The organism is Rhodococcus sp. IEGM 1318 (assembly GCF_033142465.1).
Classification (GTDB): domain Bacteria; phylum Actinomycetota; class Actinomycetes; order Mycobacteriales; family Mycobacteriaceae; genus Rhodococcus_F; species Rhodococcus_F qingshengii_B.
This window is the reverse complement of the sequence record NZ_JAWLSC010000010.1, coordinates 236783-254701: the sequence shown is the minus strand read 5'-3', so window position 1 is coordinate 254701 and position 17919 is coordinate 236783. Positions and strand designations below refer to the sequence as shown.

The 17919-nt window shown below is 59.9% G+C and carries 20 protein-coding genes; 7 read left to right on the top strand and 13 right to left on the bottom strand.

Translation table 11 applies throughout. From position 1 onward, the window contains the following. Positions 1 to 32: 32 nt before the first annotated feature. The 4 genes from R4P65_RS23185 to R4P65_RS23170 form a co-directional block, all read right to left on the bottom strand. Positions 33 to 494: an Hsp20/alpha crystallin family protein gene (locus R4P65_RS23185; protein WP_230816445.1), complete on the bottom strand. Its 462-nt coding sequence runs from the start codon at positions 492 to 494 to the stop codon at positions 33 to 35. A gap of 187 nt (positions 495 to 681) precedes the next feature. After that, on the bottom strand, positions 682 to 1566 hold the full coding sequence (locus R4P65_RS23180) for an MBL fold metallo-hydrolase (protein ID WP_317828273.1): 885 nt from the start codon (positions 1564 to 1566) through the stop codon (positions 682 to 684). Between the two features lie 137 nt (positions 1567 to 1703). Beyond that, positions 1704 to 2957, bottom strand: a complete 1254-nt coding sequence (locus tag R4P65_RS23175) for a wax ester/triacylglycerol synthase domain-containing protein (RefSeq protein ID WP_317828272.1) — start codon at positions 2955 to 2957, stop codon at positions 1704 to 1706. 46 nt (positions 2958 to 3003) lie between these two features. Continuing rightward, positions 3004 to 4668, bottom strand: a complete 1665-nt coding sequence (locus tag R4P65_RS23170) for a hypothetical protein (protein ID WP_317828271.1) — start codon at positions 4666 to 4668, stop codon at positions 3004 to 3006. 207 nt (positions 4669 to 4875) lie between these two features. Between R4P65_RS23170 and R4P65_RS23165 the strand changes: the two genes are divergently transcribed. Together R4P65_RS23165 and R4P65_RS23160 are read left to right on the top strand one after the other, a co-directional pair. Beyond that, on the top strand, positions 4876 to 5466 hold the full coding sequence (locus tag R4P65_RS23165; protein WP_317828270.1) for a DUF1109 domain-containing protein: 591 nt from the start codon (positions 4876 to 4878) through the stop codon (positions 5464 to 5466). A 200-nt stretch (positions 5467 to 5666) separates the two neighbouring features. Further along, a complete protein-coding gene (locus R4P65_RS23160; protein WP_317828269.1) occupies positions 5667 to 6158 on the top strand; it encodes an FBP domain-containing protein in 492 nt (163 codons plus the stop codon). Positions 6159 to 6305: 147 nt separating this feature from the next. Here R4P65_RS23160 and R4P65_RS23155 read toward each other — a convergent pair whose 3' ends face one another. Genes R4P65_RS23155 through R4P65_RS23145 form a run of 3 tightly spaced genes read right to left on the bottom strand, consistent with a single transcriptional unit; the run spans position 6306 to position 8337 of the window. After that, the gene (locus R4P65_RS23155) at positions 6306 to 7046 is read right to left on the bottom strand and encodes an ABC transporter permease (protein ID WP_317828268.1); all 741 of its coding nucleotides are present in this window, start codon (positions 7044 to 7046) and stop codon (positions 6306 to 6308) included. Next, positions 7043 to 7978 carry an ABC transporter ATP-binding protein gene (locus tag R4P65_RS23150; protein ID WP_317828267.1) on the bottom strand — a complete coding sequence of 312 codons (936 nt, stop codon included), beginning with the start codon at positions 7976 to 7978 and terminating at the stop codon, positions 7043 to 7045. The genes R4P65_RS23155 and R4P65_RS23150 overlap by 4 nt, the downstream gene beginning before the upstream one ends. After that, positions 7978 to 8337 carry a GntR family transcriptional regulator gene (locus tag R4P65_RS23145; protein ID WP_317828266.1) on the bottom strand — a complete coding sequence of 120 codons (360 nt, stop codon included), beginning with the start codon at positions 8335 to 8337 and terminating at the stop codon, positions 7978 to 7980. The genes R4P65_RS23150 and R4P65_RS23145 overlap by 1 nt, the downstream gene beginning before the upstream one ends. A gap of 1580 nt (positions 8338 to 9917) precedes the next feature. Between R4P65_RS23145 and R4P65_RS23140 the strand changes: the two genes are divergently transcribed. From R4P65_RS23140 to R4P65_RS23125, 4 genes are all read left to right on the top strand, one after another. After that, positions 9918 to 10604 (top strand): MspA family porin, encoded by a 687-nt coding sequence (locus R4P65_RS23140; protein WP_411742581.1) that lies wholly within the window; start codon positions 9918 to 9920, stop codon positions 10602 to 10604. 301 nt (positions 10605 to 10905) lie between these two features. Then, entirely contained in the window at positions 10906 to 11727 is an 822-nt protein-coding gene (locus R4P65_RS23135) for a hypothetical protein (protein ID WP_317828264.1), read from the top strand. Between the two features lie 60 nt (positions 11728 to 11787). After that, positions 11788 to 12207 (top strand): hypothetical protein, encoded by a 420-nt coding sequence (locus R4P65_RS23130; protein WP_317828263.1) that lies wholly within the window; start codon positions 11788 to 11790, stop codon positions 12205 to 12207. A gap of 355 nt (positions 12208 to 12562) precedes the next feature. Then, positions 12563 to 13108 (top strand): hypothetical protein, encoded by a 546-nt coding sequence (locus R4P65_RS23125; protein ID WP_230816432.1) that lies wholly within the window; start codon positions 12563 to 12565, stop codon positions 13106 to 13108. A gap of 748 nt (positions 13109 to 13856) precedes the next feature. Here the strand turns inward: R4P65_RS23125 and R4P65_RS23120 are convergent. Then, positions 13857 to 14276: a hypothetical protein gene (locus R4P65_RS23120; protein WP_317828262.1), complete on the bottom strand. Its 420-nt coding sequence runs from the start codon at positions 14274 to 14276 to the stop codon at positions 13857 to 13859. Between the two features lie 668 nt (positions 14277 to 14944). On the opposite strand from R4P65_RS23120, the gene R4P65_RS23115 reads away from it, so the two are divergent. Beyond that, entirely contained in the window at positions 14945 to 15109 is a 165-nt protein-coding gene (locus tag R4P65_RS23115) for a hypothetical protein (RefSeq protein WP_317828261.1), read from the top strand. A 152-nt stretch (positions 15110 to 15261) separates the two neighbouring features. Here the strand turns inward: R4P65_RS23115 and R4P65_RS23110 are convergent, their stop codons facing one another. The 5 genes from R4P65_RS23110 to R4P65_RS23090 form a co-directional block, all read right to left on the bottom strand. Then, positions 15262 to 15453: a helix-turn-helix domain-containing protein gene (locus R4P65_RS23110; protein WP_283384971.1), complete on the bottom strand. Its 192-nt coding sequence runs from the start codon at positions 15451 to 15453 to the stop codon at positions 15262 to 15264. A 451-nt stretch (positions 15454 to 15904) separates the two neighbouring features. After that, positions 15905 to 16405, bottom strand: coding sequence for a hypothetical protein (locus R4P65_RS23105; RefSeq protein ID WP_317828260.1), 501 nt, complete (start codon positions 16403 to 16405; stop codon positions 15905 to 15907). Further along, on the bottom strand, positions 16395 to 16895 hold the full coding sequence (locus R4P65_RS23100) for a hypothetical protein (protein WP_317828259.1): 501 nt from the start codon (positions 16893 to 16895) through the stop codon (positions 16395 to 16397). The genes R4P65_RS23105 and R4P65_RS23100 overlap by 11 nt, the downstream gene beginning before the upstream one ends. Positions 16896 to 17085: 190 nt before the next feature. Continuing rightward, positions 17086 to 17430: a hypothetical protein gene (locus tag R4P65_RS23095; RefSeq protein ID WP_317828258.1), complete on the bottom strand. Its 345-nt coding sequence runs from the start codon at positions 17428 to 17430 to the stop codon at positions 17086 to 17088. Then, positions 17423 to 17809 (bottom strand): hypothetical protein, encoded by a 387-nt coding sequence (locus R4P65_RS23090; RefSeq protein ID WP_317828257.1) that lies wholly within the window; start codon positions 17807 to 17809, stop codon positions 17423 to 17425. Before R4P65_RS23090 ends, R4P65_RS23095 begins: the two co-directional genes overlap by 8 nt. Positions 17810 to 17919: the final 110 nt, after the last annotated feature.

Here is a 17919-nt window from a genome sequence, read left to right as displayed (position 1 = left end):
CGATGTATGGGTAGCGCTACAGGCCGAACAGGTCAGGCCTCGATCTGACCCTGAGCTTCTGACTCGGAGTTCGCAGTGCGGGACGGCGGCCCCGACGAGATTTCGATCCGCCTCGGTTTTGCCTTCTCGGCGATCGGCAAGGTCACGGTCAATACGCCGTTGTCGTACGAGGCGACGATTCGCTCGGAATCGATGTCCTCACTGATGGACAGCTGCCTTCTGTACGTACCCGTGAAACGTTCGCCGGCCAACCACGTCACTCCCTCTTCGGAGAGGGCACTGCGGTGCGCGGTCAAGGTCAGGGTCGAGCCGTCTACCTGTACGTCCACCGATCCTGGGTCGACGCCGGGAAGATCGGCGTGCAGAACGTAGTGGTCATCGATCTTGTAGAGGTCCATTGGCATGAAGCGTGGACTTCGGTTACTACCGGTTCCGGTAGCAAGCAAGGATTTGGTGATCGCGTCGATGTCGGTGAAAGGATCGAAACGAAGCACAGCAACACACCTCCCGTAACGTCGAAGAAAGGTCACCGTCACCTCGACGGCGACCGAACTCACTGTGCGAGAACATGATAACCAACGAATCTGGCACTCTGCAACCTTGAGTGCCAGATCTTTTTCGGTGAACTTCGGTCCGATTTTCGGAAGTATCCGAAAGGGCGCGATCAGTTCGCCAGGGATGTCAGAGGGTCCGGCGAAACACCTTGTTTTCGTCTACTGTGACGGCACCGGATGCGATGAGTCGTTCGAGGTGTAGCTGAGCTGTCCGTCGTTCGACGGCGTCGACGTACGGGGCCGATACGTGGGGGCGGTAGACGAGTCGATGAGCGACTATGTCTTCCAAGAGTTTTGGTTCGCCGAGGAATTGGAGGAGACGGTCTTCGCGGCTCAGTAGTTTGTCGCGGTAGGCAGACAACCGGCGACGGAACGCGTCGCTGCCCTCGACCACGCCTTTCTGGTGGAAGGTTCCGTACCAGCGTGCGTCGATCGTTGCGACGTGGTCGATGGAGTCGAGGAAGTCGTTGACGCTGCTACCCAGGTCGCCGTACATCGGGCCGAAGGAGGTGAGGTCGATGTCGGCGACGTAGAAGAAGCCGTCGGGTTCGACGAGGACCCCGCAGTGTCCGCGGGTGTGCCCTGGCAAATGAATGACTGTCGCAGTGCGGTCACCGAGGTCGAAGACGTGGCCGCCCGCGATCCCCGACACGTTCTCGTGGGTCGGGGGTATGCCGTATTGCGTAGCAATCGACTGCTGGACCTCGACTCGTTCGTTCGGAGGAAGGCCGTAATTGGCGAGCATCGTGTCGAGGGATGCGACTGCGGGTGCGTCGAGGTGGTGCGCATAGGCCGGGGTGTCGAAATGGCGTAGTCCGGCGATGTGGTCCTCGTGGCCGTGGCTGACGAATACGAGATCTGCACCTACGGGATCTCGGTCGAGGGATAGCGAGGGGTCGATGACGAGCGTGCTTTCAGATCCGTGCACTACCACGGTGTTTCCGTAGGGGACGGCACCACCGTTCTCAGGAACCAGTACCGAGACCTTGCCGAATTCTGCAGGTGTGAACATCTTTCGCCTTCCTCGTGACGATCGTGTCGTGACGACACCGGCTTGTAGGCTCGAATCAGTGGAGATGTTGTCGAGACGTCTCGACAGTATCCGTTGCCCAAGCGGCGAGGTGCATCGGATAGTGGCAGTAGATCCAGTCAGTGTGCAGTGCTGGCTATTTCGTCGAGAGTCCGTTCGACGGCTCGGGCGATCTTGCTTGCAGGTGGGAGATGCTCGGCATCGGCCTGAATTCCGATCCAGAATGTGTCGTTGTAGGACGCTGCGGTGAAGCCGACGCGGACATTGCCCGCCAACGGGCCCAGAGGCCAGAGTTCGACGAGCGCTGCCCCGTCGAGCGTGAGCGGGCCGCTCGGTCCATGGACGTTGGACACGACTGCACCGATCATGTGCTGCCGCTTTGCGAGCTTGTCGAAAATGCCGGCGATACGCGGTGACCGAAAGGTTGTTCCCGCAGCGCGTGCGGAAGGTTTGGCCGCAGCGGTTTGCTTCGCGACGATCGCGACTGTGCGTTGTGGGTCGGTTTCGCGAAGTGGGAGGTCGATGATCATGAACCCGACGGCATTGCGTGCGCTACCGATCGCTGTGACTGCGACGGGTACCGATACCGCAATCGACGTGGGGATGGGCTCGCCGCACTCTTGGAGGATGAATCGCAGTCCGCCGCCCACCGCAACGAGATAGGCATCGTTCAAAGTTCCTCCCGCTTGCTGCGCGGCATGCTCGATCAGAGAGGTGTCGACGTTGACGAACGAGATCGATCTCGTGGGACCAATGGCGCCCAGCAACACCCGTGATCGGATTGGCCGGTGCAGGAAAGTACCGATTCGAAATCGGAGGAGGTCGAGGGAACCGGCGGCCTTCGGAGGGATGTTTGGCACGGGAGCGCCCGGGTCGATTCTTCTCGAATCAGGCGAGGCGAACAAGCGCTCGAAAAGGTCGCTGGCTCTGGCGCCGTCGAGAACCGCGTGATGCACTCGGATGACGATGCCGCACAGACCCGGTCGAGCTGCAGGAACGAAGGCGATGTGCCACAACGGTCGGGTGGTGTCGAGGGGTTGCATCACGAGTCGACCACAGACGGCTTCGAAGTCGGGTTCTATAGGCCCGCGTTCGTCAAGCGAGAGATGGAGGTCGAAGTCGATGTCGTTTTCCGTCCACCACCATGACCCGTTCCGCATAACCGGTCGTTGCCGCAGTAGTGGCTCCTGCGCGATGTGAGCGGCGAGTGTGCGGTGAAGTCGCACTAGATCAGGTCGACCGTCTCGATCGACGAAGCCACCCGGAGAGAGCAGTCCGGCAATAGTGACCAGGTACGGCTGGACATCCACACCGAGCTGGAAGCTCGCAGCGTCGACGGGTGATATCGGCACGTCGGGTGTGGTGTCGACCATCTGCTGAGCCTAATCGAGGTGACACGGTGGACGGCGCTGGTTTCGGCTAGCGGATCACCAAGTCGTGGTCGGTGGCGCTGAGCGTGATCGCGGCAATGTGGTTTCCGCGCATCCAGTCCTGCACGAACGCGTCCAGAGCGGGGTTCGATGCCCGATCCGCGTACGCGTCCGACGGGATCTCGATTGCCCCGACGAGGTGGCGCGGATCGGCATCGAGGCCGGATGCGCGGGGAGCCATCCGTAGTCCGTCGGCGGTGTGCAGGACGACCGGAAGAACCGTGCCATCCGGTGCAGTCACGGTCGCGGTCCGGGTGGTGGCGACCGGGTCGAAATGGTCCACGTCCAGTCGGTATCCGGACGGTTGTGCGTGCTGGCCGATCGCGTCGAGCATGCGCGGATCCACCACAGAGTACGGAAACCCGATGTCGATCAGAGCCTGACCGTCGATGGCACCGTCGCGGGCGGGCAAGGTCGTGGACAAGTGCCAGGGGGCAGCGGGGGACAGAGTATCCGTCGACCGGTCTGTCGGCCCGTTTTCGATCAGTGTGCCGAGGAGGGACGCGCCGGTCGGCGTGAACTCCCAAGCATCCCCGACGAGATCCTTGTGCCAGAAACCGGATTCGGCGCCGCGGCGGCCCTCGACACGCAACTCACGCCGGTTCGGGCCGGGACCGAGTGAGTGCACACTGATCGCGGATGTGACTTCACCGGGAATCTTGGGCTGGTGCACCCAGTCGGGCGCCGGAAGTTGGATCGCGGCGGTGCTGCGGTCCAGAGTTTCGGCCACGAGGTTGGGTGCCGACGGCTTGTCCGACTGATCTTCCCAGCTGTAGCGGAAGAAGATCGAGTCCGATCCCGAAGAATCGAAATCAAATGTGCGGGTGTATATGTCGCCGTACTTGTTCATCACGAAAGTGGTTGATCCGGCCGCCGACAGCGAGTCCGCCTGGAATCGCCCGCCGAGCGGGCCGCCGATCTCGTAGCTGTCGTCGTTGGGCAGCCACGGGTCTGCGTAGGTTATTCGGCTGCCGTCCGCGGTCAGCGTGGGGATCATCGTCATCTTAGCGAGCCCGACGAAGTGAATCCGTCCTGCGATGTCGGTGAAAGTTTGATTGTCCCAAGGCGACGAGACGCTCAGTGCCCACCCGTTCGGCCGGTCTCCTGGAAGTTGTCGACCTGTGCCGCTCCACAGGGGCGCACCCCACGCTGAGGTCCAGTTCCATACCAGCGGATCCTGGGAGGCGTTGTCCATCGTGTAGATCCAGCCGTTGTCGTCGACCGCGACGAGTTCGTCGTCGTCCAGTGATATCCCGACCAGTCGTCCACGCAGGCACTCGGGCATCGGCACGAAACGCCACGGTTCAGCCGTTGATGCGCCTGGCTCTCGTGGCCGAGCGAGTAAGTCGTGGTCGACGAGCGCGAAGTCCCAGAAACGATTGAATTGGGTAGTTGGCGTGCGGATCTCGACCGAGCCGGGGGCGGTTGAACTGGTGAATGTCGGTAGGTTTGCCAACCCGACTCGACCTCCACCGGAGGGCGCACCTGGTGGCAGTTGGGCGGTTCCGAATGGTATGCAACTGGCTGGCCCGGGTTCGGTGGGCGCGGCGGCGGCGAGGGGAGTGGACCACAGGAGGGCGGCGGAGAGGAGGACGCCGACGCTCAGTAGTCGCGGTCGGCACGGGTGCGAAACTCCACTCGCGGTCTCGTTCACCGTCCGATTGTCGCACGATTCGCGTTGTTTGTACGGATTGTGCAGATTGTCTATGTGTGCCGGTTGTGGCGCAGAGTGCCGATCGCTGTGGTGGATGTTGTGGGTGGAACGAGAGTGCTTGTACTGCAAAGGCGTTCGTCATGTAACTGAGTTTGCCATGACCTGCAGATACGGTGGGGTGATGAGAAGGCCGAAGTCGTTGGGTGAATGGTGGTAGCTGATCCTCCGGCGTCCGCCAAGCCCCCTGGGCCGATTCTTCTTGCCTTCACCGTTATTCCGCTTGTTGCGTTGATCCGCGAGCATTACGGTTGGTGGCCTTCGCCGTTCGGGGAGTTCAGATGGTTGGATCCCATCCTCGTCAGCGCTGTGGCTCTGCTCATCTCGAGCGTGGTCGGTCTGGTGTGGGCAATCCGTACCCTCTATGTCCTCGGCCAGGACCGACGGTGGTCGTGGTGGATCCTGCCCTCTCCGGTTGCCATTATCGCCGTGGTCGCTGCGGTGTTGTTGATGCCACCAGCAACTTTCCTCGACAAGAGCGGCGAGTTCGAGACCATCGCGATTGCTCTGCTGGAGCAGCCTGGATCGACTCTCGAAGAGCTCGAGATCGGCCAGTTCGATATCAGTAGTGCCCATGTCGTACGTCCCGGTGAGGTCTACTTCATCGACAACGACAGCATGTTCATCACCTCGAGTGGGCGGGCGTACGCGCCCAGCGGCCCACCATCGGGGTTCGATGATTTCTCCGCAACTCACCTCGGCGGACCTTGGTACGAGTTCACTGCGGTGTGGCGTGACTGATAAATCGAGTGGCCGGTGACGCTTGCCTCTAGCTACCATCGCGGTGTGGTTACGTACACGGTGAAGCCCCATGGGTGTGAGGGGGTTGTCGGCGTCGTCTTCGCCGGCGACAGATAGCGCACTTCGGACCCGACAGCACTTGGTGCTGATCGGGCCATGAGCTGTACCCACCTTCACCGAGCCACGATTGGTATACACCCATGATCATTTTGACCGATACATCTATCCGTGCCAGCCTCGTCAACGCGAGTCGCAAGGAGAAGTCCGATCTCACCTTGCCAGACGGCTTCGGCACCATCGACTTCGACGCTCTCGACTATCTGGGCTGGCGAGATCCCAAGATGGGCCGACGCGCCTACGCGATCGTCCCGACACTCGACGGGGAGACCATCGGAGTCTTGCTCGTTCAAGCGGAGGCCACTCCGCGGTCGCGCGCCCAGTGTTCTTGGTGCCGAGACACGCGACTTCCCAACGAGGTCGTCTTCTACGGCGCCAAGTTGGCCGGGCCCGCTGGTCGACGTGGCAGCACGGTCGGAACACTGATCTGCCGAGACTTCCAGTGCTCGGACAACGTTCGTAACGACCCCCCGCTCCCTTATGCCGGCTACGATGCCGCCGCTGCGCGCCAGGATCGGAAAGATGAACTGGTGCTGCGGGCTTCGAGTTTTGTAGAGCGGGTGGCTCGGCAGTAGAGCGGACAAATCGGGGTCTGGATAGCACCCTGTTGCGACGCTCGTCCCCCTTCCTGGCTCAGGGAGGGGGACGAGCTGTCTAGACGGCTTTGATCCGAGGAGCACTCCGAGACGGCGCGACATGTGACGTCGCACATGATTGCGCGGTCACGGCGTTGCGCGACGCAATGTTGCCCAGGCTCCGGCGATGCAGGCGATGGCAAGAGCCAGGGGGAGTAGTGCCATCGGTACAACTCGGGTGGTGTCGGCGAACCACGAACCGATCGCCGGCCACCATCCAGCCCACGTGATCAGGATCGCTGACAGGCCGAGCAAGCCGAAAAGTCCGGTGAGGGAGGCGAGTAGGCCGGTGGTCCTCCACCGCTGGTAGATCGCACCTGTCAGCATTGCGATCGAACTGGTCAGCAGCAGCGTCGCGAACAGCGCGAGCAACTGTACGGCGGTGTTGTCGGTGAAATAGCGTGCGATGCCGAACATGCGCATGTGCACACCCCAGCCGTGGGTGGCGGACTCCACCACGGACAGCAGTTGCAGCGCAATTGCGAAGACTGCGGACTGTGCCAGCGCCATTACCGCTGTGGCAGTGAAGAACTCGCGTCGAGTCACGCTCAGTCCGAGCGCGAATGGGAACGTCTGCGTCATCGACTGGAGGTAGAACGCCAGCACGAAACCGTAAACCGAGAACACACTGCCGGTGAATCCTTCACCCTCATCGTTCCCGACGATCGCGTAGATAGTGAAGCTGATCAGGAACGAGATCAACAGGATGCCCACCGGCCAGGCGATCAGCAACGGCCACGCGACTGTGTGCAGTTGTAGGACGGAACCGATCCTGGACCGAGTGGGCGCCTTCGGGACCGTCCGTGGCTCTGTCGTTGTGATGCTCATGCGGTGATCTCCTTGCGCTGCGTCGAAGTCGCGATGACAAGTTCCTGCAAAGATGCCGGTTCCACTTGGACTCCCGCCTCCCGCAGTCGGATTCGCTCGGTCTCTGTCACATCGGCCTGCAACATGATTCGGCTGTGGGCGCCTAGTGTCTCCCGGCGCAGGACCCTGCCGGACGCGGCAACGGCATCCACCGCATCAATGGGACCGGACATCACTACGGCGCGGCTACGCAGTGCATCCGCGTCCTCGTCGACGACAATCCGGCCGCCGTCGACGACAATCACGTGCTCGAGCAGATTGGCTACCTCGTCGATCAGGTGAGTCGAAAGCACCACAGTGCGAGGATGTTCGGCGTAATCGGCAAGCAGACGATCGTAGAACAGTTGGCGTGCAACGGCATCGAGGCCGAGATACGGCTCGTCGAAGAGCGTGAGCGGTGCACGGGAAGCAAGCCCGATGATCACGCCCAATGCTGACCGCATGCCGCGCGAAAGCTTCTTCACCTTGCGGCAGAGGGGAAGTTGAAAATCGTCGAGCAGTGTCTCGGCGAACGCGTGGTCCCAATTCGGGAGTAGATGGCCGGCGGCGACGAGTACGTGCTTGACCTTGAGGTCTTCGGGGTACGTCTGGCTTTCCTTGACGAAGCACACGTTCGCCAGTACGTCGGCATTCTCGAAAGGGGCAGCCCCGAATATCTCGACGTCGCCGCTGGTGTGCAGGTCCTGCCCGGTCAGTATCTGCATGATCGTGGTCTTGCCTGCGCCGTTGCGGCCGAGCAGGCCGTAGATCTTGTTGCGGCTGATCTCGAACGAGACGTCCGCGAGCGCGTCGACGTCCCCGTACTTTCTGCCCACCGAGCGCATCGAGGCGACGAGTTGAGTTTCGTCGAAACGCCTGACGTGGGACTCGCTCGTTGTCGTGCTTGCGTTCATCAGTCCGCCTTCCGGTCGTCCAGCATGGATTTGAGTTCGTCGAGGGAAATCTGGAGGCGGTCGGCCTCCGTGACCAGCGGCTCGATGTACTGGCGTGCGAACGCTTCTCGGCGTCTGAACCTGAGTGCATCGCGGGCGCCGACAGTGACAAACATTCCGATTCCGCGTTTCTTGTAGAGAATCCCCTCGCCCACGAGTTGATTGAGGCCCTTGGCTGCAGTGGCCGGATTGATCCGGTGGAACGCCGCCAGTTCGTTGGTCGACGGCACCTGCCCGTCTTCGGGTAGTGAGCCGTCGATGATCGAACTCTCGATCTGCTCGGCGATCTGCTGGAACAGTGGTCGTCCGTCGTCGATCACGATGATCGGCGCTCGGTGTTCACTGGTTCATTACTCATGTAATGAACCATAGAACGTCGTGGGGCATGTTGGCAATGAGATCGCGGAAACTGGCATCGATGACTTGGGTCTCCGAGCGCTACCCATCGGGACATTCATCGCAGAGGCTGATGGAACAGGCTGGTTGCAGACCAGCTACGACTTCCAGATCCCCGACCACGCGGTCGAAAGCGCAACCTCGAGTACGCCACCGTCAAGGTCAACAAAGCCAACCGAGGCAACAGCGGTGGACAGTTCCGCCAGTGGTCGCAGGGGCGACGACCCCGCGGGGCCTTGCACCACAGGCATTGAACTTCTGCGGAACCGTGGAACGCCCGTTGTAGGTGGTCGACCGCGGGACGGGGCACCTTCGGGTGGCCGGTGGCTATCGCCTCAAAGAATTCGGCTACTGCATCGAAGACGGCAACTATGTCGTGGGGTCATTCTGCATGGACGTTGTAGATGGGGAGTTCACTACGCGTTGACGCAAACACCCGTCAGCATCGGCAACCCGCCATCCAACGTGAAGCAGGCGAAACCAGCGGCCTCGGCTTCGGGTCGTAACCCGCAGTCGTAGAACAGAAGCCGGACCGCATGCCGCGGTCGGGCTGTTTTTCGTCAACCCAAAGACGGAGTCGTATCCACCGCAAGTAGGGACTTAGCGCCCCTTTTTGGTGTTTCTGTACTGATTCGCAATCCCGATACGTACGCTTCCGGCCAGGGAATCGGACACTCGACCAACAGGGGTATCTATGCCGAATGTGACAGTGAAGTTCGGGGGTTCAGACCCGGAAACAGCAGACCTCGCACGCCGGGCACTGCAACCAGTACTCGACAGCATCTACCGCACATACCGCAGGAAACCACTCCCATTCGTCGAAGCCGCACTGAAACGCGCAGGCCGAGGGAGCTTCTCACAAGCAGGAATTGAGCGATTCGCCAATTACATTTCAAGAGGCGACCGACCGATCCTCACCAAATAGTGCGGCCGCCAAAGTCCGCAGCGCTTCCACCGGCTACCTGTTCGACGACCTAAATTGGTCGGTGCCAACTAGGTACAGGTCCATCGTGGTCAACATCGGAGACAGCTCCCGCCCGCGTCCGGGATCGGTAGCTGCCTCAACGTGGCAAGGGCACTCGAGCCAACAGACGTATTCGATCAATCGGAGCTGAGAAGGCTGATTGAGCAGATGCACATTAATCGACCTCTGTCGTGATTCCCCTTCCTTCGGTCTTGGTAGTTGTGTCTTTCGGTCAAAACCCCTGAGTCCTTCGTTGTCCAGAGACTGTTGGAGAACTGCGCAGCCGTCAACGCTGGGAATGCTCGGGGGTAGTACCGCGTGCGCCAAGCAGGAAACGTGATGTCGGACACGGGGTGACAAAGGTCCTTTATGCAGGTCGGACGTCTTTCGTGATGTGTCTGTTATTGGAGTTTCGAGGTATTTCGGCTCCGGGGTATTCGGAGGTGTGGCGGCCAAACGGGACGATTGGTACTGTCCGGTAACTTGTTCAGTTAGTTATCGGTTACCGTCAGGTTGCCGTTCGAAGCTCGGGAGCAGTCCATGGGAATCGGTCAATCGAATCGCGCAGCACGTCCCTGTGTGAAGTCTTTGGTTGGGGCTGTAAGTGTTTGTGCTGCAAGCGGTGTCGTAGCGGGGATCGTCTTCGGTGGAACCGCCTCGGCGGCCCCGACGGCGTTGGCAGACAAGTATGCGAGCACGGTCACCGATGACGGCTGGTCGTTGGATCTTGCTGCTACCAAACTGTCGGCGAATCCGGTGCCGAATCTGGCGACGACGGCGTTCACCCGTGAGGGGTTCGTGTCGGCGAAGGTGACCGGCACGATCGGTGGTGCGGGCGATTCGGCGGTGAAGACCGGTTATGTCGAGCAGGGGTTGCAGATCGGCTGCCAGATCGATGTTTCCTCTGGACTTGGATTGGGGCTTGGTTTTTCGCTCGGCCCGTCTGTCGGTGTGAGTATCTCCGGGGTTCCGTCGGCGAACGTGGGTGTGAATGCGTCGGTGAATCCGAGTATTCAGTCGACGATTGCGCCGGGCACGATCACGACGATTCCGTTGGGGAAGAAGGATCTCGAGTCGTCGAAGGCGTCGATCACGGCAGAGAACGTGCACGTGAAGGTTGATGCGTGCATGGGGCCGGTGACGATCCGCTCGTACGCGCAACTCTCGGTGTCGACGGCGACGTCGGACAACACGTTGTTCGTGTACTCCGATCCCACCTGGCTCTGACCTCTGATCCCGGGGCGGTCACGCGGGGATATCTGCTCGACAGCCGCGCCTCAACTGACTGTTTTCTGACTTCGTTGTGCGCCTTGACATCGACTTAGCGCGCCATTCGATCTTGTCGCATTCAGATCCTCTCTGAATTCATCTGTCCTGCTGCCGTTCTCGTTTATTATCTGGAGTTCATGTGATGGCTGTCCGTAGTGCTGATCATTCTCGGCCTGATCCGATAGCTGATCAACGAGCTGCTGTCGGTCGCGACCGCAACGCTGGCGATGACGACTGGGATCCGAACAGATGTGTACAGATGAGCGATGACAAGCCTAAGCCTCCGAAATCGGTCAGTGAGGTGCTCGAGTCCCTAGGAATGGACCGGGATCAGTTGCGGGAGATGGCGAAAGATGCGATCGCGGATCTGACTCCGAAGAAAGGAAGAGGCGCTGCGTGGGAGAAGGTGCTGGGCGCGGCGGTGCAGAAGCTCGGGCCCAACTGGACGATCATCGGTAGCGGTTTGCGAGCGGAACTGCTGCACACGCCAGTTCGGTGGTGGTTCGACACCGTCGGGATCGATCCGATCCCCAACAGAGAACAACTGACCATCGGCCATGTCCGGCTCTTCGAACCGCTCATTCCTCGTGCCATCACTCTGAGGCAGGACATTCCCGACAGTAGGCTTCAGGACCAGGAGTTCCGCCGACTGCAGATCGACATCTTCGACACCGTCTCCGCTGCGGCAATAGTGACGCAGTGGGCTCAGGGCCCGGCAATGCAACTATTCGACACCAAGCCGGCTGAGCTTTTCTCGGCATTTCTGGAGGAGAAGTATCTGGTCCGAGACCAGTCGCGTAGTACCAGCTGGAGGTTTCTGGCGGCGTATCGCGTGATCACCGACACCGGGTCACCGCTCGAGGTCGTCGACAGCCAACTCGACTATCTCCGCAGCCGGGCTGCCGACCCGGCAGGTCCACTTGTCATGTTCTGGGAACAGTTTCGTGAGGTGGCTACTGCCGGTGATCGAGAGAGGACACTGCGGTGGCTCGACGAGCATCGACGTGCCACGGTGCGTGAGCACTACCCGTTACCGGATTCGGTGTTCGCCGACGTTCTCGAAGACCTGGGCGACGGCTAGCCATGTGAGTGCAAGAATCTCGAATTTGCTTCGACCACAACACTTCAAGGGGAGAAATTAATGGACCGCTGGGTCGTCGTCCCGGAAGAGCCAGGGTTTGTCGGGGATCGCACAGTTATCGACACCGCAACCTTGCCGCCGACCGTGGAGAGGGCGCACTTCGTGTTCACGCGGCAACCTACCGACGGACTGATCGGTGCGGGCCCGCTGGTGTTGGTGGACCGTGAGACCGCGGAAGCGCTTGAGGACAACGTCTTCGGTGAAGTGTCCCTTCATCCGGCGGACCTCGATACGGACCCGGCGTCGGGGCTGTTGCAGGTTCCCGACTTCGTGTGGTGCCAGGTCCAAGGGCAAGCGGGGATGCTCGATATCGGCCTCGCCGAGGACGGCCGCCTGGTGATGTCGGGGCAAGCGTTGCTGGTGTTCCACTCTTTCGGTGGCGGCATCGACAACGCCACCATCTCCGAATGGCTCGGCTGAACCACTCGCCTGACGAAAACACGAACGAAGCGCACCTTTGCGGTACTGGCGGGGGCTCCGGAGCAGAACGAAACCTGTGTGGTGGCAGTGCGTCGTGAATTCGATTTCGTTGCGCACGAACTCTTTGTACGGGCTCGCGCAAGAATACTGCGGTCACCGCTCGATGCAGGCACGATCTAGCACTCGTCGGCTGGACGGGAACTGTGAGAGGCGAAGGCCATCGTGAACGTCGAGAAGGAATTGAGTAGCTTGATGTCCGAATGTGATTTCGGTGCAACGTATTCTGCCACTTGCGATTCTGCTCAGGACCCGCGGCAGGACCGGCATGGCATGCAATCGCGAGGAGAACCGAAGCATGGATGACCAATACCTCGATTTCCACTTCCTTGCTGATGTGAGAGATTCACCGATCATTGATTGGTTCATCGGCAAGTTCATCATTCTGCTGGCGATCGTGATGTTCTGGCTTCTCATTTGGTTGATCCAGAACGGATGGATCCGTCTTCGTGGGCAGAGGTCCAATCTGAAGACGAGGAAACTGCTGGTCGCGATCGGGGTTGTCACTGCACTGTTTGCCATCACCGTGGTGGCGGACAAGTCACGAGCGCGAATGGACCCAGAGGAAGCCGAGAGACAGGCTCGGTCCGAACTGGTTGGACAGGTCGAACAGAAGTGGGACGTGAGGTTACTTGATCCTTCTTCTGAATCAATCCCAGGTCGCCCTGACAGTTTCGGCAGAGTTTCTGTGAATGCGGCTGTGGGGTCGGACCAGTCTCCAAAGAAGTGCGAGATGACCAATCTGTATTGGCGCAGTGGAGCAAAACAGAGCCTTGGCGATTTCGACCTGAGGGTCACTCTCACCTGTGATGGATTGCCCGCACCTTTGAGAGATCCATCATGACGTGGCAGCGAAGTTGCACAGGACGGATTGTCGTCGGGGGTGGAATGTGCAGGTACTTCCACCGATGAGAAGACATGACCAGGAACCCTTTCCGCGAGGCGGAAGAGAACAACCTTTACGGCGCAGGAGCTTTTGACGGATGCCGAGTTCACCGAGTTCCCGCGACTGTCGTTTACGTGCGTTCTGTCATCCCAGATGCCCTTTGCCACGAGCCAAGCCGAGCAACTGCTGATGTGAGAGCCGAGGAACTGCCACCAATGCGCGAGGGGCAATTGGTGACGAACACCTGCTGAGGGCCCTGCGTCATGACTCGTATCGGACCCTGATGCTGCGGCGCCAGCACAGCAATGGACACCGATTTAGGCCGGGTGACGACCTGTCGGACGGCATCAATGAACTGCAGAATTCAGAGACGCGGTCCTCTAGCACCCCCATTGGCGTTGGATTCAGATTGACTGATCACTGAATGGAGGAGGTTGTGTACCTGCGGTGTACCTGTCACAGGATTTGGGACCCAAACAAGCGAAGTGCGCTGCCCCGAAAAAGGGCTCTGAACTGCGGAGAATCTGTGGAGCCGATGACGGGAATCGAACCCGCGTATTCAGCTTGGGAAGTCGGCCAGGAACGTGCGCAGCGGTTCGCTGAAGTTCGCTGCAGCCCATTTGAACTGGGAAAAGTGTTCACCGACGTTCATGACTGTTCAAGCAAGTTCGCCACCCTTAGTGACACGGCTGTGACATCGCTTTCGCTATGCGCGGGGGAGTATGCCGCCGAGCTGCGGGCAGTAGCTCTCGATCGACGCTCGGACGAATCTCTCGGTAGTGGGTCGGTCCTCGAATAGGTCGATTCCTTGAATCTCGCCGAGATCCATTGATGCGGTGACTAATTGATCAAATTTCTGGCTGTCTGGAAGGTTCAGCATTGGCACCTGATCGCAGTAACCGCTTGCGGCAGGCGTTAGCAGCTGCACCTTGTCCGGCGCGGGGAACATTCCATTCGCCTGCAGGCGGAGCATGAACTTCTCGTCACTCGTCAGAATCTTGACGCTTGTGGGCGCCGCAGCCGAAGTGCTCGTCACCGCACCAGGCTGGAGTCCCTCGTGATCGCTCCCACATCCCGTGAGCAGTAGAGCGCCGGCACCGAGTACAGCCACGAGTATCTTGTTCATCAGCAATGCATACCAGACCGGTCAGACTGTAACGGCGGCATGGCGAGATTGACGTCGGCGGGCACACCTAGCATCGCCAGTCATGGAAATGCCATGAGTGATGACAGTCAGCGAAGTGCAGAAGGCCTCGCGCCGCGGCGAGAACTGGGTACGCGGAGCCGCGAACACTGGAGCCCTGAAGGCGCTACCCAGACAAACGGGCCAGTGGTTCCGATTCCTCGAACAGGATGTCATCGACTGGATCCTGCGAGGAAGTCCCGAGTTCCCGCCGCACACTCGCAAAAGGCGGTAGGCCTTTTCCGCGGCGCCACGAAAAAGGGTGCGCACTAGTGCGCGCCCAAGGGTGGTCACTAGTGACACCCCTGACCGTGGTTGAAATACGGCCAGATGGGCGGAGGGGTACTCGCTAGTGAGTATCCTCGGCATTTTTGTGGGAGCGCGCAAAAAGGGATGTGTCGAGATTCGACACAACTGGCGTGTCGAGATTCGTCACACACGGCCCGTCTCAACCGTGGTGATACGACCACAGTCGGACCTGAGGTCAGTTGAACTGAGAGCAGGGGGTTGTCACGATGGCTACCCCTGTCGGATCGGAAGCCTTATGGGGTGTGTGGAGCTTTTCTCTATACCTGGTGTCGGTTGAACCGAGGTCAGGCAAGGTTGCCGAGATGGGCAGAGAAAACTGGACCGCAGACGATCACGAGCAGTTCGCCAAGTTCATGGCTGCCGCCCCAGAGGAATTGAGTGCGTATCAGCTCGAAGTGTTGCGCCGGAACTTTGCCATAGCAGCGAAGCGGATTGCGGAGCGAGAACATCGACTCTCCGCCCAGTAGGCGGAGAGTTACCCGAAGCAACTCACCTTGCCTGGCACGTTCTTCTTGCGCGGGAGTCCTTCACGATGAAGGTCTCCTATGAGGGGACTTACCAACTGCCCGAGCGTGACACGATGTCACTCGCAAATTAGTCGTGTTGATACCAACACGACTCAGCTCACTTCGCCACGGAGGAACCGATCGCAGTCGTCGCGATGGATTCGCCAGTGACCATTCGGTGCCTTGCGCTGATACCCGAGAAGGCGCTCGGACTCAAGATCCTTGCGGACGGTGACAGGATGCCGGCGCATGTACGCCGCGGCCTGGGAGACGTTCATCCAAGGGGTGTCGATGTTCTCAGTCATGCTTATGCACTTTATGGTCACTTTGACTGCCGAGATTCTGTTTCCTCACTACCTCCTTAGCCTCGATCCGGGCCTGCGCTGCCCCGAAAGTCCTTCGAGCCACTGCGATCTGATCGGCGTTCCAGGGAGGGAAGGTCGCTAGCACCATCTCGAGATGTGCCGCGTCTTCTTCGGTCCATGGGGCACGCTTCGGCAGTGATGGAGTCCTCATACGCAAAGAGCATGCTCTTCCAATGCAGCCGGCGAGTGGGTATGACGCAAGAGAAGTTTTCCGAGCTTCCTCGGAAAAGGCCGGAGAGCGGCCACTCGCTGCTGCCCTCAGCAACGCGTCAGGCGCGCGAAATGAGCGAGGGGTACATATAGACTGTCTTCGTTCCCAGCGCCGAGGCGTAGCGATCCGCCACTAATCAGTTCTTCCGGCACGTCCAGGGTTATGAGCTGTGAGCAGGAATTACACAGATGTTGTTGCGTGCTCCAGCGTCTCGGTTCGAGTGATCATTAGGTCTACAACGAAGTTGGTGAGACCTTGAGTTGGACGAACCGCTTCATAGGGCGTGCCAATCCGCACCTCTAAATCCACAGCCTCCGCCGCATCCCACATTGACTCGGAGAATGACGGCTCATCACCCCGTTTGGGGATCCTGAACGGACGAGCGCCGAACCGCTTATCGTCTTTGCGCCACACATAAGCGTTGCGATCGCGGAGGTTTGATCTAATCCCCTCAATCAGCCCATGATCGTTGGGCGTCTCGAAGACCTTCTGCGCTTCGTCGTCAGTGAGGTGGATAAACACGCCCAACTGGTCAGGAAAATCCTCATGGAACATCCACAGCAGCCGTGCCCCCGTGGCGATCCTCGAAAGTGTGATCGACGGCATGCCGTCCCAATGCTGGATGATGGTCGGTTGCTGGGGAGGCACTTCACTGACCCAGCGCGGAGCACTACTCGTCATCTCGGCACCTCCGTTCAATCTCAAGCGTACTCAGTTTGACACGCTCTGGGTGTGTCCACCAGGCGCGATGCGCGTCCTCGGAGATAAGCACTGGCTGGCCCGCCGGAATTGCGGCATCGATTTCCTCCATGTTCCCGTACACGCTCACATGGTCGGGATTATGCGGCGACGGTGTTTGAAGTACGTAGTAGCCGTTCTCGAGGAGTTTTCCCGTGATGAAATAGCGAACCGCCTGTTTGCGTTTCTCCCTGTCTGGCACCGACATTCGGCGTATTCGCATTGACGCTTCATCGATAGTGAGCTTGCCGAGCAGCATGGAAACATCGACTTCGACATATGGATCATTCGAGGCCGACCGCCACTTGGGCATATCGATGAATTTCCAAGTGCCGTCCTTCAATCGACTGCCGAAATGGGTCAGGGGTGATTCTGGATCGGGCACATCGAAGTGCCGCGTTTGAGGTGCATCCCAGCGCGTGCCCTCAGTCATTTCCATCCTCACTGTCGATGTCGTAACCCTTCTCATACCCAGGAGGAGTCTCTCGGGTCTGGTTTCACGTCAACATCCCGCGTCGAGATAGTGGGTTCAGTGGCATAACAAGATGATCCCACTCAGTGGCGAGGAGGTAGTGAATTGGGTCTCTTTTAACCACGCTCCTGTGAGGTGTGGAGAGAAGTGACTAGGTCGGCATATGGCGTAGGCGCCTCGATCCGCGTGTTCGTTCGGTGATTCCGAGAGCCCGTAAACGGACATGGTCGATACTGCCGGGCCAGCGAGAGGACTCGATTCCTTGGCCCAGTGCCCACTGATGCACCGCGTAGTCCCGTCGACCAGGCGGGTTGTCCCGGCCGTATGCATCGGGCATGGGCCACGGCTTGAGGTGGTGTCGTGTGAACCATCGCAGAGACGCTTCTCGGTCGAACCAGACCTCATGCTCTTCGAATGTTCCGAGCAGTTCGGGAGGAACAGCTCCCGCGGCCCCAACTGCATGGGCGCCGGCCCGGGCTCGGCGACGCTCACTCATGACTGCCCCCGGACTGCTCGACAGCCCAGCCGAGCGCGGCCATAGCTTTGGGAGTCAACCCGAGTGCATCGGATGCATGTCTGGCCTCTTGGGCGATCCAGGCAGTGCCCTCGCCTTTGAGCAGCATTGACTCGTACGCAACGAGCAGGGCGACAGTTCCGGTTGCAGTCTCGTCCCACTGGGTCGCCTGAGGAGACTCCCAGAGCTCCGTCCACCGAGTCTTCTCGTTGTCGGACCACTCACGGCCGGCGGGAATGGTCGGTACCGGGAGCTCGCACCCCTGGCTTGGTAGCACCACCAGAGCGGCACGCTGAGCGCCTGTATTGGGTCGACGGTGCGCTCGACTGTTGGGCTTGGTCCAGTTCTTCTGAGGAGGCATCAGGGGCCCTTTCTCGTGGGTTCGTTCGAGTTGTTCGGTACACAAACCTGCTTCTCACCTCCCCCGCGGCGGGACGGTTTTCCCCGTTTGGGGATGACCCCCCACCCCGT

Bases quoted from the DNA above. Each gene is read 5' to 3' on its own strand.
- R4P65_RS23090 (WP_317828257.1), bottom strand. From the start codon at position 17,809: ATGCCTCCTCAGAAGAACTGGACCAAGCCCAACAGTCGAGCGCACCGT.
- R4P65_RS23110 (WP_283384971.1), bottom strand. From the start codon at position 15,453: ATGACTGAGAACATCGACACCCCTTGGATGAACGTCTCCCAGGCCGCG.
- R4P65_RS23135 (WP_317828264.1), top strand. From the start codon at position 10,906: ATGAGCGATGACAAGCCTAAGCCTCCGAAATCGGTCAGTGAGGTGCTC.
- R4P65_RS23095 (WP_317828258.1), bottom strand. From the start codon at position 17,430: ATGAGTGAGCGTCGCCGAGCCCGGGCCGGCGCCCATGCAGTTGGGGCC.
- R4P65_RS23165 (WP_317828270.1), top strand. From the start codon at position 4,876: ATGGTGGTAGCTGATCCTCCGGCGTCCGCCAAGCCCCCTGGGCCGATT.
- R4P65_RS23125 (WP_230816432.1), top strand. From the start codon at position 12,563: ATGGATGACCAATACCTCGATTTCCACTTCCTTGCTGATGTGAGAGAT.
- R4P65_RS23130 (WP_317828263.1), top strand. From the start codon at position 11,788: ATGGACCGCTGGGTCGTCGTCCCGGAAGAGCCAGGGTTTGTCGGGGAT.
- R4P65_RS23120 (WP_317828262.1), bottom strand. From the start codon at position 14,276: ATGAACAAGATACTCGTGGCTGTACTCGGTGCCGGCGCTCTACTGCTC.
- R4P65_RS23180 (WP_317828273.1), bottom strand. From the start codon at position 1,566: ATGTTCACACCTGCAGAATTCGGCAAGGTCTCGGTACTGGTTCCTGAG.
- R4P65_RS23150 (WP_317828267.1), bottom strand. From the start codon at position 7,978: ATGAACGCAAGCACGACAACGAGCGAGTCCCACGTCAGGCGTTTCGAC.
- R4P65_RS23175 (WP_317828272.1), bottom strand. From the start codon at position 2,957: ATGGTCGACACCACACCCGACGTGCCGATATCACCCGTCGACGCTGCG.
- R4P65_RS23115 (WP_317828261.1), top strand. From the start codon at position 14,945: ATGGGCAGAGAAAACTGGACCGCAGACGATCACGAGCAGTTCGCCAAG.
- R4P65_RS23160 (WP_317828269.1), top strand. From the start codon at position 5,667: ATGATCATTTTGACCGATACATCTATCCGTGCCAGCCTCGTCAACGCG.
- R4P65_RS23140 (WP_411742581.1), top strand. From the start codon at position 9,918: ATGGGAATCGGTCAATCGAATCGCGCAGCACGTCCCTGTGTGAAGTCT.
- R4P65_RS23100 (WP_317828259.1), bottom strand. From the start codon at position 16,895: ATGACTGAGGGCACGCGCTGGGATGCACCTCAAACGCGGCACTTCGAT.
- R4P65_RS23105 (WP_317828260.1), bottom strand. From the start codon at position 16,405: ATGACGAGTAGTGCTCCGCGCTGGGTCAGTGAAGTGCCTCCCCAGCAA.
- R4P65_RS23155 (WP_317828268.1), bottom strand. From the start codon at position 7,046: ATGAGCATCACAACGACAGAGCCACGGACGGTCCCGAAGGCGCCCACT.